The 17,245-nt window shown below is 52.4% G+C and carries 8 protein-coding genes; 7 read left to right on the forward strand and 1 reads right to left on the reverse strand.

Going from position 1 to position 17,245, the window contains the following annotated elements; translation table 11 throughout:
• The first annotated feature begins 24 nt into the window (after nt 1-24).
• From UNDKW_RS24475 to UNDKW_RS24490, 4 genes are all read left to right on the forward strand, one after another.
• Complete coding sequence (locus UNDKW_RS24475; RefSeq protein ID WP_162060881.1) at nt 25-354, forward strand: hypothetical protein; 330 nt, start codon at nt 25-27, stop codon at nt 352-354.
• Nucleotides 355-684: 330 nt separating this feature from the next.
• Nucleotides 685-1,245: an adenylyl-sulfate kinase gene (cysC, locus tag UNDKW_RS24480; protein WP_162060882.1), complete on the forward strand. Its 561-nt coding sequence runs from the start codon at nt 685-687 to the stop codon at nt 1,243-1,245.
• 248 nt (nt 1,246-1,493) lie between these two features.
• Complete coding sequence (locus tag UNDKW_RS24485) at nt 1,494-2,351, forward strand: sulfotransferase (protein ID WP_162060883.1); 858 nt, start codon at nt 1,494-1,496, stop codon at nt 2,349-2,351.
• A gap of 168 nt (nt 2,352-2,519) precedes the next feature.
• On the forward strand, nt 2,520-11,954 hold the full coding sequence (locus UNDKW_RS24490) for a DUF4347 domain-containing protein (RefSeq protein ID WP_162060884.1): 9,435 nt from the start codon (nt 2,520-2,522) through the stop codon (nt 11,952-11,954).
• Nucleotides 11,955-12,072: 118 nt separating this feature from the next.
• On the opposite strand, the gene UNDKW_RS30900 is transcribed toward UNDKW_RS24490, so the two are convergent.
• Entirely contained in the window at nt 12,073-12,207 is a 135-nt protein-coding gene (locus UNDKW_RS30900) for a hypothetical protein (RefSeq protein ID WP_255431525.1), read from the reverse strand.
• Between the two features lie 219 nt (nt 12,208-12,426).
• On the opposite strand from UNDKW_RS30900, the gene UNDKW_RS24495 reads away from it, so the two are divergent.
• The 3 genes from UNDKW_RS24495 to UNDKW_RS24505 all read left to right on the forward strand — a co-directional run bounded on the left by UNDKW_RS24495 (nt 12,427) and on the right by UNDKW_RS24505 (nt 17,067).
• Nucleotides 12,427-13,296, forward strand: a complete 870-nt coding sequence (locus tag UNDKW_RS24495) for an ABC transporter ATP-binding protein (RefSeq protein WP_162060885.1) — start codon at nt 12,427-12,429, stop codon at nt 13,294-13,296.
• On the forward strand, nt 13,293-14,888 hold the full coding sequence (locus tag UNDKW_RS24500; protein WP_162060886.1) for a hypothetical protein: 1,596 nt from the start codon (nt 13,293-13,295) through the stop codon (nt 14,886-14,888). Before UNDKW_RS24495 ends, UNDKW_RS24500 begins: the two co-directional genes overlap by 4 nt.
• A gap of 334 nt (nt 14,889-15,222) precedes the next feature.
• Entirely contained in the window at nt 15,223-17,067 is a 1,845-nt protein-coding gene (locus UNDKW_RS24505; protein ID WP_162060887.1) for a M48 family metallopeptidase, read from the forward strand.
• Nucleotides 17,068-17,245: the final 178 nt, after the last annotated feature.

A 17,245-nucleotide genomic window follows, 5' to 3' on the forward strand; every position in this document is an offset into this window, starting at 1 on the left:
GTGAAACTTTTCACAACTTTGATCATGACCATCAGCCTAGAACAAGTACACCCCCTCATCGGCAACAAATTTCAACTCGAAACCTCGAATGGCGTCATGTACCTCGAACTGGTAGAAGCAGAAGAACGCCCACGCCGTGGCCTTCCAGAAATATTCCGCACCCCTTTGTTGTTGATTTTTGCTGGATCTTCCAGCCAACCGCTGGCACAAGATAATTATTTTGTTGAGCACCCCGCCTTGGGCAGGCACATCTGGACTGTCGCCCCCACCCTGGCCGACCATTCCAAAGGGCAATATCAGCTCCCACATGAAGATGGTGGCACTTGTGTTTACTATCAGGTTATCTTCAATTAATTTCTCTGAGACAAGCTTCTCTTAGCTTGCATCTGTTACATTTAAATTTTTCATCTAAATTGCTTATTTATTTAGCAGTTTTTTTGTTACATTTGCCCGCAAAAAAAGTTTTCAATGTTAGTATTACAGTTAATTATTTAACACTTAACAATTTATCTTCTTGATTTCCCAAGATAAATTGCAAGTCAGAAATATTGGCCTTTCAAACTGACTGGCACCATCTGTGAGTTTTGCAATTAACCAATTCAAACAGCCCCTGCTGATTTCTGATCTGTTACGTATCGGGTTTTTGCTTAGTCCCGATTTTTTTCGCTTATCGGTGGTGTGCAGATGCCTGGAAGTAATCAAACAGAAAGCAGTACAGAACCTGCTGCAAACAAAGTAAAAACCTGGTGGCTAAGTGGCTTGCCCGGGGCGGGGAAGACAACACTTGCGCAAAACCTAGCCAGGCATCTACGCGAACAATCTATTGCAGTATGCGTGCTTGATGGTGATGAAATAAGGCAGGGTTTGTCAAAGGACCTGGGCTTTAGCCTGGCTGACCGTGAAGAGCAAGGCCGCAGGACCGCTGAAATGGCCCGCCTGCTCAATCTCAATGGCATTTCTGCCATCGTCGCTCTGGTTTCTCCCAGCATGCGTGGGCGGGCGCTGGCACGCGGCATCATAGGCCACGACAAATTTGTAGAAGCCTATATATCGACACCTCTGCACATTTGCCAGCAACGCGATCCCAAGGGCTGGTACGCCAAAGCAAAACAAAACCCTGCCCTGCAACTCACTGGCGTTTCTGCACCGTACGAGGCACCAATTTCTGCCGAATGCGTGATAGATACCAGTCAAACAGACCTGGCAGATGCAATTCGTCAACTGAGTACTTTTTTGAGAACGTGAGCATATTAAAAACATAAAAACATAAAAACATAAAAACATAAAAACATAAAAACATAAAAACATAAAAACATAAAAACATATTTTGGATCCGGCTGATAGGCTTTAGCTTAGACGACACATACTTTTCTATCTTATTACGATGCACTTACGGGACTCTATTAAATTGATCAATTTTTTGAGTATCTAGCCGATAATCAATTTAATATTTATTGCATTAACGCCACTTTCAGTTTGAACGCGAAGACCTCATGACTCATAAAAAATATCATTTCATCTCAGGTTTACCCCGTTCCGGCTCTACCTTGCTGGCAGCCTTGCTGCTGCAAAACCCGCGTTTTCATGCTGGCATGACCAGCCCGGTTGGCAGTCTGTTTCGAGGCATGTTGAATCAGTTAGGTGCAGGTAGTGAATTTGGCAGTGTTGTCAGCAAAGAACAAAGACGTCGCTTGACACGCGGTCTTTTTGAATCTTTCTACGCCGATCAAGCTGATAAAGAAGCTATTTTCGACACTAACCGCATGTGGAGCGCCCACATGCCGGTATTGATGGATCAATTTCCCGGCTCAAAAGTGATTGCCTGTGTACGCAACGTTGCCTGGGTGATGGACAGCATAGAGCGGCGTTATCGCTCCAACCCCTACGAAATCACCCGACTGTTTAATGACGATGTGGAACGCAATACTGTGTACAGTCGGGTAGAAACCCTGGCGCAGGCAAATCGCCTTGTCGGCTATCCATGGACTGCACTGAAGGAAGCCTTTTATGGTGAGCATGCGTCTTCACTATTAATTGTTGACTATGACTTGCTGGCGCAGGTACCGGAGAAGGTCGTGCCACTGATTTATCAATTCATTGACGAACCTGTCTTCCAGCATGACTTCACGAACGTCAATTACGATGCACCTGAATTTGATGCCCAACTGGGCCTGCATGGCATGCACAAGGTACGCAACAGTGTCAGTTACGAAAGACGTGCAAGCATACTTCCGCCAGACCTGTTCGAGAAATTCTCCACACTGTCTTTCTGGCACGATACCAATCAAAGCGCTGCCAATGTCATTGCAGTCAAAGCACCTATAGCGAACAAGGAAGCGTTACATGAATAACGCACAGCAACTGTTAAACCTAATCGACAATATGGCTTTACGAGCGTGTCAATAGCTAACACTGCCAACAATTTGCAGCAAGAAAAGTAAGCTGATTTGCTTAGTATCTAATAACATCATTACGATTTTTATTTATTGCTCCCCAATTTACATTCAGGCCTGAATACCATGAACACATATAACGTCAATCGTCCGCAAGATGCACAGTCCGAACATGATCATGCGCTTATTCAGGTTAGCGATACTGTACATATCAACCCTCTCATCCCCGTCACACCAGCGCCCACCGTCAATGCCGCCAGCGCACCGCAAGAAGTCCTGTTCATAGACAGTCGTGTGCCTGATTTGCAAAAATTCATTGACGCAGCGGCACCTGGTGTGAAAGTGGTCATACTTGACGCCAATCATGACGGTCTGGATCAAATGGTTAATGCATTGGAAGGCATGCACAACCTGCAATCCATCAGCGTTATTTCGCATGGCGATGAAGGCGTAGTCCTGCTGGGCAATGGCCCCTTGTTCGCTGGCAATCTTGAACAAAACCAGGCCAAGCTGCAAACAATAGGTCAGGCGCTGTCCAACGATGGTGATTTCTTGCTCTACGGATGCGACATAGGCCGAGGTGAACAAGGAACCGCGTTTGTCAATAAACTCGCTCAAATCACTGGTGCGGATGTGGCGGCATCTTCAGACACATCCGGTGGAGCCACGGGCAACTGGGATCTGGAAATCAAGACAGGCAATATCGAAGCGCAATCCGCCATCAAGACGACAGATTTGTCAGGATACAATTATCTGCTACATACCGCCAGTGTCAACTCGGTAGCACAGTTAAAGGCGGCGATCCTCACCGCCAGCACGGACGGTTCCGCCGATACGATCACTCTGACAGGCAATATCACTTTTGCCAGCGCAGCAGATGCCATCAGCATCAATGTCACAGATGGCCAGACCCTGACCATTGTTGGCGGTGGATTTACCTTGAGTGGCGGTAATTTTGCACGCGTCCTCGACACTAATACCACTAACCCAGGCAGTAAAATTGCCATTGACAACCTGACTATCACCAACGGCAAGGTGTCTGGTACCGGGGGTGCTGCGGGAGCAGGTGGTGCCGCCGGGACCGGTGGCGATGCCTTAGGGGCCGGTATTAAAAATGCAGGCACGCTGATCATCACCAATAGCACAATTACTGAGAATAAAGCCTCCGGTGGCGGTGGCGGTGGTGCTTCTAGTTCTGGCGGAAATTTCGCCGGTGGCGGTGGCGGTGGCGGTGGCTTTGGGGCTGGTAATGGTGCTGCCGGCGGCGATGGCACCCCTGGGGGGCTCTATGCGGCAGCAAGTGCGGCATCAGGTATAACTGGCGGTAAGGGTGGTGGCGGTGCAACCGGTTCAGCAGGTAAAGGCGGGAGCGCGACTGGTGGTGCGGGTTCAACTTATTCTGGCACCGGGTACACTCTTGGAGGAAATGGTTCAACAGCCAACAACGGCAGTATCAGTATTGGTGGTGGAGGTGGTGGCACGGGAGCCAAAGGTACAGGTGGAGCGGGCGGCAACGCCGCAGGTGGTATCTATAATGCCTCGACAGGCAATATTACCATTACGAATAGCAGCATCACCAATAATATTGCCGCGGGCGGCGGCGGCGGCGGCGGCGGTTCGACTTACTTCTCAAATACAGGTAATGGCGGCGCTGGCGGTGTTGGTATCGGTGGTATCTGGAACAAGGGTGGTGTCGTTCAACTGGATTCAACGACAAATACTACTCTGAGCACTGGCAATACAGGAGCAGGTGGTACAGGCGGCTCCGCAACTGGCGGCACAAATACAAGCGGTGGTAATGGAACAGCGGTGTCGACACTGACATCTACCAATGGTGGCACGCAGAATACAAACTTTACACCCACCGCTATTACTAGCGCAACTTATGATGCAAATACTGGTACTCTAGTTGTTACTGGTACCGGCATGACCAATGGCGGCACGATAGACGTCACCAAACTCAGCCTGACAGGACAAGGTGGCTCGTACACACTTACTGCGGCAACTACTAATCCTACGACAAGCAGTGCCACCTCTTTCACAGTCACGCTGGGTGCCGCCGACAAGATTGCGGTCAATGGCGTACTGAACAACAACGGAACTACCTCTGCAACTGGTGCCATCACGTTCAACCTGGCGGCAGCGGCCAACTGGGATGTAACAGCCGCCGCCTCAGCTGACCTGACCAGCAATGGTGTGACCGTCTCCAACGTCACTGCACCAACGATTACGTCTGCGACTTACGATGGTACTTCGCATCAGTTCGTCATCACCGGTACCAACCTCGTCAAGACCATCGGTGCAACAAACGATGTGAACATCTCGACGCTGACCATCACTGGCGAAGGTGGTGCAACCCGCACCCTGTCCACAACGGGCAACGTCGAAGTCACCTCCGCCACCAGCTTCACCTTTACCCTGGCTGGTGCCGATATTGTCGCAGTCGATAACTTGCTCAATAAGAATGGCACATCCTCTGCCAGCAGCTCTACCACCTATAACATCGCTGCTGCCAACAACTGGAACGGTACCGTCACCGGTGGCAATATCCAGGATTTAACCGGCAATGGCATCACCGTCGCCAATGCTGCACCAAGTATCCTGAGTTCCACCTACGATGCCGCAACTGGCATCCTCAGCGTGTCTGCCGTCAACATCGTCGGCGGAGACACCATTGATGTCTCCAAACTGTCCATCACTGGTCAGGCAGGTTCCTACACATTAACCACCCCCAATGTCACCGCCAGCAGTTCGACCGCCTTTGCTGTCACGCTCAATGCTGTCGACAAACTCGCCATCAACGGCATCCTGAACAACAACGGTACATCTGCGGTTGATACCACCACCTTCAACCTGGCCGCTGCCGCTTCCTGGGATCAGACCACAGCATCGGGTGCTGACCTGACCGGCAATGCCGTGACAGTATCGAACGTCACAGCACCAACAATCACGTCCGCGACTTACAATGGTAACACCCACGTCTTCACCATCACCGGCACCAATCTCGTCAAGACCATCGGTGCGACCAATGACGTCAACCTGTCCAAACTCACCATCACTGGTGAAGGCGGTGCGACCTACACCCTGTCCGCCACTGGTAACGTTGAAGTCACTTCTGCCACCAGCTTTACCTTTACGCTGGCGGGTGCAGATATCGCTGGTGTCGATGCCTTATTGAATAAAAATGGTACTTCTGCTGTTAGTAGTACCACCTACAATATCGCCGCTGCCGACGACTGGAACAGCGCCATCACCGGTGGCAACATCCAGGATTTGACTGGCAACGGCATTACCGTCTCCAATGCCGCACCCAGCATACTGAGCTCCACTTACGATGCAGCCACCGGCGTTTTATCGGTCTCTGTGGTCAATATTGTCGGTGGCGACACCATTGATGTCTCCAAACTGTCCATCACTGGTCAGGCAGGTTCCTACACATTAACCACCCCCAATGTCACCGCCAGCAGTTCGACCGCCTTTGCTGTCACGCTCAATGCTGTCGACAAACTCGCTATCAACGGCATATTGAACAACAATGGCACCACGGCGGTGGACACCACCACCTTCAACCTGGCCGCTGCCGCTTCCTGGGATCAGACCACAGCATCGGGTGCCGACCTGACCGGCAATGCCGTGACAGTATCGAACGTCACAGCACCAACAATCACGTCCGCGACTTACAATGGTAACACCCACGTCTTCACCATCACCGGCACCAATCTCGTCAAGACCATCGGTGCGACCAATGACGTCAACCTGTCCAAACTCACCATCACTGGTGAAGGTGGTGCGACCTACACCCTGTCCGCCACTGGTAACGTTGAAGTCACTTCTGCCACCAGCTTTACCTTTACGCTGGCGGGTGCAGATATCGCTGGTGTCGATGCCTTATTGAATAAAAATGGTACTTCTGCTGTTAGTAGTACCACCTACAATATCGCCGCTGCCGACGACTGGAACAGCGCCATCACCGGTGGCAACATCCAGGATTTGACTGGCAACGGCATTACCGTCTCCAATGCCGCACCCAGCATACTGAGCTCCACTTACGATGCAGCCACCGGCGTTTTATCGGTCTCTGTGGTCAATATTGTCGGTGGCGACACCATTGATGTCTCCAAACTGTCCATCACTGGCCAGGGTGGTTCCTACACATTAACCACCCCCAATGTCACCGCCAGTAGCAGTACCGCCTTTTCAGTGACATTGAACGCCGCCGACAAACTCGCCATCAACGGCATCCTGAACAACAACGGTACATCTGCGGTTGATACCACCACCTTCAATCTGGCCGCTGCCGCTTCCTGGGATCTGACAACAGCATCGGGTGCTGACCTGACCGGCAATGCCGTGACCGTCTCCAACGTCACAGCACCAACAATCACCTCAGCGACTTATGACGGCACCACCAACGTCTTGACCGTCACTGGCACCAACCTTGTTAAAACCATCGGTGCGACCAATGACGTCAACCTGTCCAAGCTCACCATCACTGGTGAAGGCGGTGCGACCTACACCCTGTCCGCCACTGGTAACGTTGAAGTCACTTCTGCCACCAGCTTTACCGTCACCCTGACCGGTGCTGATATCGGTGGTGTTGCCGCGCTGTTGAATAAAAATGGTAGCTCTTCGGTCAGTAGTACCACCTACAACATCGCCGCTGCCGACGACTGGAACAGCGCCATCACCGGTGGCAACATCCAGGATTTGACTGGCAACGGCATTACCGTCTCCAATGCCGCACCCAGCATACTGAGCTCCACTTACGATGCAGCCACCGGCGTTTTATCGGTCTCTGTGGTCAATATTGTCGGTGGCGACACCATTGATGTCTCCAAACTGTCCATCACTGGCCAGGGTGGTTCCTACACATTAACCACCCCCAATGTCACCGCCAGTAGCAGTACCGCCTTTTCAGTGACATTGAACGCCGCCGACAAACTCGCCATCAACGGCATCCTGAACAACAACGGTACATCTGCGGTTGATACCACCACCTTCAATCTGGCCGCTGCCGCTTCCTGGGATCTGACAACAGCATCCAGTGCAGATTTGACTGGCAATGCCGTGACCGTCTCCAACGTCACAGCACCAACAATCACCTCAGCGACTTATGACGGCACCACCAACGTCTTGACCGTCACTGGCACCAACCTTGTTAAAACCATCGGTGCGACCAATGACGTCAACCTGTCCAAGCTCACCATCACTGGTGAAGGCGGTGCGACCTACACCCTGTCCGCCACTGGTAACGTTGAAGTCACTTCTGCCACCAGCTTTACCGTCACCCTGACCGGTGCTGATATCGGTGGTGTTGCCGCGCTGTTGAATAAAAATGGTAGCTCTTCGGTCAGTAGTACCACCTACAACATCGCCGCTGCCGATGACTGGAACAGCGCCATCACCGGTGGCAACATCCAGGACCTGACTGGCAATGGCATCACCGTTTCCAACGCTGCACCGAGCATCATCAGCTCTACCTACGATGCAGCCACAGGTATTCTGAGTGTCACTGCCGTCAATATTGTCGGTGGCGACACCATTGATGTCAGCAAACTCTCACTCGTCGGCCAGGGTGGCGGTTCTTACACATTAACCACCCCCAACGTCACCGCCAGCAGCAGTACCGCCTTTGCCGTGACCCTCAACGCCGCCGACAAACTCGCCGTCAATGGCCTGTTGAACAAGACTGGCACCACGGCCGTTGATGCCACCACCTTCAACCTGGCCGCTGCTGCTTCCTGGGACGCTACCACCACATCGGGTGCCGACCTGACCGGCAATGCCGTCACCGTATCGAACGTCGCCGCCCCAACGATCACCTCAGCCACCTACGACGTCAACACCCACGTCCTGACCGTCACCGGCACCGGCCTCGTCAGTACCCTCGGCGCCACCAATGACATCACTGTCACTGCCCTGACCATCAAAGGCGAAGGCGGTATCGTCCGGACTTTGTCGACCACCGGCAATGTCGAAGTCACCTCCGCCACCAGCTTTGCTGTGACACTGGCCGGTGCTGACCAGACTACCGTTGAAGGCCTGTTCAACAAGAATGGCACCACCTCCACCGGTGGCACCACCTACAACCTGGCCGCAGCCGATGACTGGGACAGCGTCATTACCGGTGGTGACATTGCCGTCACCACGGCCCCGATTACCGTCTCCAATGTCGCAGTGCCGACCATCACCTCCTCGGTCTACAACGCCAGCACCGGTGTACTGACCGTCACAGGTACCGGCCTGACCGGCCTGACAGGGGCGAACAACGACATCGTTGCCAACAAATTCAGCCTGCAAGGCGAAGGTGGTGCCAGCTATACCCTCACCACCACCAGCAATGTCGAGATCACCTCCGCCACTTCCTTCACAATGACCTTGAGTGCGGCGGACAGGCTGGGTGCCAATCTCATCATGAACAAGAATGGCACCAGCTCCACCAGTGTCAACACGTACAACCTGATCGCCAACGAAGACTGGAATGCCGGGGCTGATGCCGCTGTCGTCATTGCTGATCTGACCGGCAATGGCGTGACCGTTACCAATGTGGTGGCACCTACCGTTGCCTCGGCGACATACAACGTCGGCACGGGCGTGCTGGTCGTTACAGGCAATAACTTCCTGTCCTTGGCAGGAGCCAATAACGACATTACCGCCAACCGTATCCGTTTCCTGGGCCAGGGTGCCATTAACTACACCCTGACCACTTCCCCGAATATAGACATCACCTCCAACACCAGCTTCACCATGACCATGAGTGTCGCCGACAAGACGCAACTGGCACTGAGGCTCAACAAGGATGGCAACTCTTCCACCGACGGCACCACCTACAACATCGGCATGCTGGAAGACTGGAATACCGGTGCCGCTACTGCTGTCGTCATCGCTGATCTGTTTGGCAATTTCATTACCGTCACCGGTAACAATGTCGCTCCCGTCATCGGCGGTGTCGTCGCTGGCCAGACCGTGACTGAAACCACCACGGTTTCTCCTTTTACCGGTGTCACCATCACCGATCCTGATGTCGGTGCTTCCGAAACCATCATCATCAGCCTCGATACCGCGGCCAAAGGCGCCTTTACTGCCGCTTCACTGGCAACCACAGGTTTCTCAACCGCCGATGGTGGTCTGACCTATACCCATGCAGCCGGTACCCCGGCTGCCGTTGAGGCAGCTATCCGTGGCCTGGTATTCCAGCCAGCGGCGGGCCGTGTCCCTGTGGGCGGCACAGAAACCACGACCTTCACCATCAGTGCCAATGATGGTATTGCTTCTGCGGTACTCAATAACACCACCACCGTGATTGCGACGGGTGTCAATGCGGCGCCGACCAATATCACGCTGTCAAATGCTGCTGTCCAGCAGGGTTCTGCTGACAATACCAGTGTTGGTACTTTGACAGCGATTGACCCGAATCCGGGTGATACCGCCAGTTTTACCCTGGTGAGTGGTAATGGGACGAATGACAAGGACAACAGTAAATTCACCATCTCGGGCAATACCCTGGTGGCGAAGAACCCTGTGGGCATGACACCGGGCAATTACAGTATCTTTGTGAGAGCCACGGATGCCATGGGTTCTGCCTATGAAAAGAACTTCATCATCGCCGTTGGTGACAATGTCGCCCCAACCGCGACCGGTATTACCCGCATCCAACCTGAAAACACCAGCCTGGGCACGATAGACTACAAGGTCACGTTCAGTGAAGCGGTGACGGGCGTGAATGCGGCAGCCTTTGCGCTGGCGACGACGGGGACAGTGGCAGGAACCATCAGCAATGTGACCCAGCTTGATCCTTCTACCTACAGCGTCAGGATCACGGGATTGACTGGTGATGGGACACTGGGCCTGAATCTGAAGAATGCCGGTACTGGCATTGTGGATACGTCCAGCCTGGCTCTGAATGGTGGCTTTACCGGGCAGTTGTATCAGGTCGATCATACGGCGCCGACGACGGGTATTGGTTCAGTGCGCCTGTCGAATGATGATGGTGTCAGTGGTACTGACTTCATCACCACCATCAGTGACCAGGCCATTTCCGGCAACCTCACCGCAGGTCTGGCAGTGGGCGAAACCGTGCAAGTCTCGCTCGACAATGGTGCCAACTGGATCAATGCACTGGCAACCATCGGTGGCACTGGCTGGAGTTTGCCAAACCAACTGCTGAGTGGCAATAACACGCTCAAAGTCAGGGTGGTAGATCTGGCGGGCAATAGCGGGCCTACCTTCTCGCAGGCGTTCAGCATCAACCCTAATACTGACAATCCTGGCACGAGCGGCTCGGATGCGGATGGCGATGGCATCCTGCAGCGGGTAGAAGCAGAAGTGCCCAATTTACTGGGTGCTGGCAATGGCGATGGGAATGGTGACGGCATACCGGATCAGTCGCAGAAGAATGTCAGTTCGCTGTTGTGGCATAACAATACGGCGGCGAATAACCATTATGTGACGCTGGCGAACAATAACTTCCTGTCGCAAACCAATGTGAACACCACAGTAGCGCCAGCCACACTACCAGCAGAACTGAGCATGCAGTATGGCATGATCACCACCCAGCTCACTGGCCTGGCTGCGGGGCAGGAAACCACGATGTCGCTCTATACCGATGCGATGGGCCCGGTGAATGGCTACTGGGTACAGGACAAGGCTGGCACCTGGACGAATATCGCCACCAATATTGCAACAGTGAACGGCAAGCTGAAAGTGGACTTCAAGATCACGGACGGTGGCATCTTTGATACTGACGGCAAGGTTGATGGCAAAATCAGCCTCACTGGTGGCCTGGGCTTTAAAACCACGGTGCCAACCAATCCAAGCACTTCTTTGCCGGGCGACAAGGATGGTGATGGCATCCCGGATGCGATAGAAGCCAGAGTCGGTACCAAGCTTGATGTCAAGGACAATGATGTCTTGCACCGCTCTGACCTGTTTGCCATGCAGCTTTATCGTGACGTGCTGTTCCGTGAGGCAGATACCGCAGGTGTGCAGTACTGGCAGCAGCAAATCGACAGTGGCAAGATGAGCCGTGCCCAGGTGGCGGCGTCGTTCATGGAGTCAGCTGAATTCCAGAGCGGCATAGGCGGCATCACGCGTCTGTACTTTGGGGCCTTTGACCGTTTGCCTGACCGTGAAGGTCTGGCTTACTGGATGCAGGCGCAAAAGGATGGCATGAATCTCTCCAAGGTCAGCGCTTCGTTTGTGTCGAGTGCTGAGTTCCAGAAGACTTATGGGGCGCTGGACAATACGGCCTTTGTGGACCGGGTCTATCAGAATGTGCTGCACCGTAGTTCAGATGCCGCAGGCAAGGCCTATTGGCTGGGGCAACTGGGTAATGGCCTCTCCAGGGGCGATATGCTGGCGGGCTTTACGGAATCGACGGAGTTCAAGGCGAATTCGCAGTCCAAAGTGTCTTTGACGCTGGATTACATCGGTCTCTTGGGGCATGCGCCGGATCAGACAACGTTTGATGCGCTGCTGGCGCAGTCGGGTACGGATGTGGTCACGCTGATCGGGCAGTTTATTAATTCGCCTGAGTATCTGGCGAGGTTTATGCCGGTTTGAGTTGTTGGTGGGCGGGGTTGATGTGCGGAGTTTCTCTCAAAAGGAACTCCGCACATAGTCTATCTTTGATACATCCATACTCACCAGGCTGAAATATACAACCTGGTGCAGATCAAATCTATGCGCCTGTGCGCTGTGTCCATGGAATTGCCGTTCCAGCTTCCTTCTTGGCTTGCTTGGCGGCTTTCTTTTCTTTAGGCGTACTGGCCGCCTGCTTTTTGGTTTCTTTATTGCTTTGCTGAACTTTACTCATGATTTACTCCTGGGAACACCAAGGCCTTGGTGACAAGCCAGTATAGGCTTGTATGGCTCCATTAACCGTTTTCCGAAAAATATAGTCCACATGGCTTAAATGTCATGTAAAAGCCATTTCATACCGCGATTTGCGCAATCTGTCTCAATGCCAGGGCAAAGCAAACAGCTTTTCTTTACAGTCACCCTACTCAAACAAAATGATCATGCGGGGGACACAATGCTGGAAATCCGGAATGTCACAAAAACCTTTGGTAAAAAACTGACTGCAGTCCATGACTTGTCACTCAATCTCGGTCACGGTGTGATCGGCCTGATAGGGCACAATGGCGCGGGCAAGACTACGCTCATGCAAATGATCGCGACCCTGACACGTCCCAGCAGCGGCAGCATATTTTTTCAGGGACAGGACATTGTCAAGAAACCGCAGGCCATACGCCAGCGCCTGGGATTCCTGCCGCAGGATTTTGGTATTTACCCTAACCTGACAGCGCTGGAGTTCATGCAATATTTTGCCGCCCTGAAGGGTGTGCGCGATCCAGCCAGGATCAGGCATTTGCTGGAAGTGGTGAACTTGCATGAACAGGCCAAACGTCAGGCTTCTAGCTTCTCTGGCGGCATGCGGCGGCGTCTGGGTATTGCCCAGGCCTTGCTGAATGATCCAGACATCCTCATCGTCGATGAACCAACCGCCGGACTGGACCCGGAAGAACGCCTGCGCTTCCGCCATTTATTGAGTGAACTGGGTTTCAAGAAACTGGTGATCATGTCCACCCACATCGTCTCTGATGTAGAAAGCATCGCCAGTCAACTGGCCATCATGCGCCAGGGGAAATTGATTGCCTATGCAACGCCAGATGACATCCTGGCGCAGGCCCATGGACAAATCTGGACTGCCGACATTGCCAGTCATGAATATGAGACCTTGCGCAATAAAGTGCATGTATTGCAAAGCCAAAAACAGGGCAATCAAATGAGCTTGCGTATTGCTCATCCACACCAGCCATGTGCAGGCGCACGCCATGCTACACCCAGCCTGGAAGAGGCCCTGATGGCACAACGCTATGCAGTACAGGAGCTGGCAGCATGAGCCCATCCCTGCCAAATACACTGAACACACTGAACATTCTGCTTCTGAGTGAAGCTCGTCTGCGCCTACGGCGTCTGGGCAGCGTGGTCGCGATACTGGCAGTCATCGCTCTGGCCTGGGTCATGATCCCTGATCCGCAATCGGGTACGTCCCTGATGGTGATAAAAAGTACCCGTGTACTCTATACCAGCTCCACACTGGCTTATGGCAGTGCAACACTGGCCAGTCTGTTATTTGGCCTGGCCGGTTTTTATCTGGTGCGTGGCCGTATTGCAGAAGACATGCGCAGCGGCTGTGGTGCCGTCATCGCCGCTACGCCTGTCAGCAATGGCATCTTTTTGCTGGGACGCTGGCTGGGCGGTGTGGCTTACCTGCTGGTGCTAAGCACTGCCTTTATGGGTGCCATGCTGGTCTGTCATCTGGTACGGGGTGAAGGCCCGATAGAGCTGTTGATCTATCTGCAGACCTATCTGGCCCTGCTCTTGCCGATGATATTTTTTGTTTGCAGTTGCGCCATCCTGTTTGACAGTTTTTCACCCTTGATGGGCAAGCTCGGCGATGTGATTTTCTTTTTTGTCTGGGTCGCACAAATCGCCCTGCTGGACAAAGCAGATAGCGGTATTGCCGGTGAAATCAATCCTTACATGTATATCGATTTCATAGGTGCAGCCACATCGATGGCACATCTGAAGTTATATGTCAGTACCAGGCATATCTCTTTGGGCACTGCCAGTTTTGATGCAAAACTCATTCCCATACTTTTACCCACCTTCATGTGGTCGGGCAAATTAATGGCCCTGCGTTGCGCCACAGCGATGCTGGCCTTGCTGCCGCTACTACCAGCGATCGCCTTGTTCCACAGGTTTTCACCAGACCGGGTAAAAGTCAGCCAGGCCCGCAAGCGTCGCTCACCCCTTAATTATTTAAATCAAATACTGCGCCCTTTCGCTGGCTTGTGCCAACCGTTATTTCGCCTCGCGCGAGTCTTGCCAGGTCTGGCCGGGCAAATATGTGCGGACCTTGCCCTGACAGTGGCGACTACGCCTGTTGCTGGCCTGGCCTTATTGATCATCCCCTTGTTATCCATGTTCTTGCCAAGCGCAGTTTTGCCAGGTTTATTGACGATCACCGTCGCCATCTGGGGAATACTCATCAGTGATCTGAGCAGCCGTGACCATCAGGCTGCTACCGGTGAAATGACGGGCGCCGTATCAGGCGGTATTGCCCAGCGTTATTTGCGGCAGTTTGCAGCTAGTGCAGTGCTGGGCTTGATGCTGATGGGTGTCATCGGTTTGCGTTGGCTTATGCATGAATCAATGCATGAGCCAATGCGGGCACTGGCCTTGGTGAGCGGCATTTTCAGCATGAGCGCGGTGGCCTGTTTGCTGGGACGCTTATCTAAAACGCCACGTACTTTTTTGTCGTTGTTTCTGTTTGGCATCTATGTTGCAGTGAATGCAAATAAAGCCCCGGTGATGGATGTATTCGGTTTCAATGGCGTGGCGAACAATTTGTCTATCACCTGGCAACTGATGCTGGGCGCAATCGCACTGAGCGGCGGCTATCTATATAACCGCCGCGCAGCAGCATAAATCTTGCCTGTGCATAAACCAGTGCATAAGTTGTAGATAAGCCCGGTCTTGCTTGTGGAGAAGCTGTAGATAAGTTGTAGATAAGCTGTGGACAAGCTAGGGATGTTTTATTTCTTTTCAGCAAAGCACAAATTGTATTATTTGTAAGCAGACTTTAGTTTCATTGTTTTAGCAAAATGATGCCTCTATACTTTTTATACTTTTGTTGACCTGACGACGATGTTTTCAGGTCTGCCGGAATCCTGTCTGCTGAGCTTTTTTTGCCGGGTTAATATATGGCCTGTTCATCAGCATCGTTCCCTCCGCATGTTCATGAACAGGATAAATTACGCCTATGTCTAACGGATTGTCTCTCAAAAAAGATTTGGCAAAAATATTGCTGTATTCGCTGCTATCGCTATTCCTGATACCAGTGTTTACTTACTGGTTTTCCCAGCATGTGGAAAACAAACAGGATGAAAAATTTCTCAGTTTTGTATCGCAGCAAATTGATACAGACAGTAAGCTGAGCGCTGAAGAAAAATTCCAGCAGCAAGAATTTTTCCGTCTGTCCCCACCGTCTAAAATCTGTGACAGCAATATAGCCGAAGCCGCCAGTTACAGAGAACGTGTATGCGCACGCTATTCAGATAATTGGCAATTCATTATGGCCAAAAAAGTCTCGGCCTGGACCATGGTCGGTGGCGTCGTCTTGCTGATCAGTGTGCTCTTGCTCGGTGCTTTCGCCTTTCTCAACGAAAAAGCACAATACCTGAGTTTTGTCACAGGCTGGCGTGTGCTGACCTTGAGTTGTACTGCCGGGACAATTGCCCAGGGCGCGATGCTGATGTGGCTGTCGTTCTGGGTCACGGCGTATTTCATGAACCGCTATTCCATCAAGCTGATAGGCGTGGCCGTCATCTTTGTCGCGATTGCAGTTTTCTATGTCATCGTCAGCATCTTTAAACGTGTTAATAACAATCACCAGATCCAGGGTGAACTGATTTCTGAACAGGCAGCACCAGGTTTGTGGCAACGCGTACGTGAACTGGCGGCACGTTTGAAAACAGCAGCGCCAGATAATATCGTCGCCGGTATAGATGCCAATTTCTTTGTCACTGAATCCCCCTTGAATGTCAGCGGCAGAAGCTTGCGCGGGCGCAGCCTGTTCATCAGCATCCCGCTGCTACGCCTGCTGAGTCAGTCAGAAGCGGATGCCGTGCTGGCACATGAGCTGGCGCACTTCCGTGGTGGTGATACGGCAAACAGCGCTGCGCTGGGGCCCAAGCTGGCGCAATATGATCAATACTGTTTTGAGATGCGTAGCGCCCATGTGCCTACTGTGTTTTATCTGATGTGCCTGTATCGCATGATTTTTGAAATCGCCTCTGCGCGCAATAGCCGTGACCGTGAATTTTTGGCAGACCGCATCGCCGCCAAAGTGATTGCACCTGCAGCAGTCACTTATTCACTGATCAAGATTGCAGCTTATGCCAACTACAGGAATGAAATCGAAAACCAGTTGTTTTCACGAAATGAAAGACATGGTGCCAGTGTAGGGATAGCACAATTTGTGGCGTCCGGTCTGCACCCATATGCGCGTTCGTCCGCCTTCATCGACACCATGAAACATGCGAGCGTGCCGCACCCCTACGACAGTCATCCCAAGATGACAGAGCGCATGAAGAACGTCGGCCATGTGATAGCCGAAGCTGATTATGGTGCCATCGTCACCAGCGTCCCTGCACAAACCTGGGCAGCCGATATACAGATTGCCGATGAAATTGAAGCGCGTTTGTGGACCAGTTATGAAGAAGATTTTTCACAGGCGCATGAACACAGTCTGGCCTATCGCTACGAACCCGCCAATGAAGAAGAACAGGCACTGGTGTTACGCTACTTTCCACCGGTAGAATTTTCCCTGAGCGAGGGCAAAGCCATACAAGTGACCTATGCAGGCTGGATCTTGCCGGATGAAACCGAGCCGCTGGCCTGGGACAGGGTAGATACCTATGAATATGAAGATGGGATGCTGTCGGATACACTGACCATCAAGCATCCGGAAAAAGGCATGCTGGGTGCCAAATCGACCAAGGTAAAGCTCGCCGGTATCAAGAAAGTGCGGGAAGAGTTCAAGAACGTCTCTGGCCATTACTGGCACAGGCATCAGGTCATGCGGCACCAACAGGCCTTGCAATAAATCTGTTGTTCTGCTTACCCGGCAAGAATCCCGTCCAGGCTGGCGGGATTTTTTTATCGTGTACGCTTAGCTGTACGGACAAGCTTGCGGACAGTGCGGACAATCAGGAGTCAATAAAATACCCATATAAATCAATGACTTAAAACTGGCACAGTTTCTGCTAAACAGTATGCAAACT

Source organism: Undibacterium sp. KW1, assembly GCF_009937955.1.
In the GTDB taxonomy this organism is placed as follows: Bacteria; Pseudomonadota; Gammaproteobacteria; order Burkholderiales; family Burkholderiaceae_D; genus Undibacterium.

What these genes read in the sequence shown, in the direction of transcription:
- UNDKW_RS24475 (WP_162060881.1), top strand. Translation starts at nt 25, where the DNA reads ATGACCATCAGCCTAGAACAAGTACACCCCCTCATCGGCAACAAATTT.
- cysC (WP_162060882.1), top strand. Translation starts at nt 685, where the DNA reads ATGCCTGGAAGTAATCAAACAGAAAGCAGTACAGAACCTGCTGCAAAC.
- UNDKW_RS24485 (WP_162060883.1), top strand. Translation starts at nt 1,494, where the DNA reads ATGACTCATAAAAAATATCATTTCATCTCAGGTTTACCCCGTTCCGGC.
- UNDKW_RS24490 (WP_162060884.1), top strand. Translation starts at nt 2,520, where the DNA reads ATGAACACATATAACGTCAATCGTCCGCAAGATGCACAGTCCGAACAT.
- UNDKW_RS30900 (WP_255431525.1), bottom strand. Translation starts at nt 12,207, where the DNA reads ATGAGTAAAGTTCAGCAAAGCAATAAAGAAACCAAAAAGCAGGCGGCC.
- UNDKW_RS24495 (WP_162060885.1), top strand. Translation starts at nt 12,427, where the DNA reads ATGCTGGAAATCCGGAATGTCACAAAAACCTTTGGTAAAAAACTGACT.
- UNDKW_RS24500 (WP_162060886.1), top strand. Translation starts at nt 13,293, where the DNA reads ATGAGCCCATCCCTGCCAAATACACTGAACACACTGAACATTCTGCTT.
- UNDKW_RS24505 (WP_162060887.1), top strand. Translation starts at nt 15,223, where the DNA reads ATGTCTAACGGATTGTCTCTCAAAAAAGATTTGGCAAAAATATTGCTG.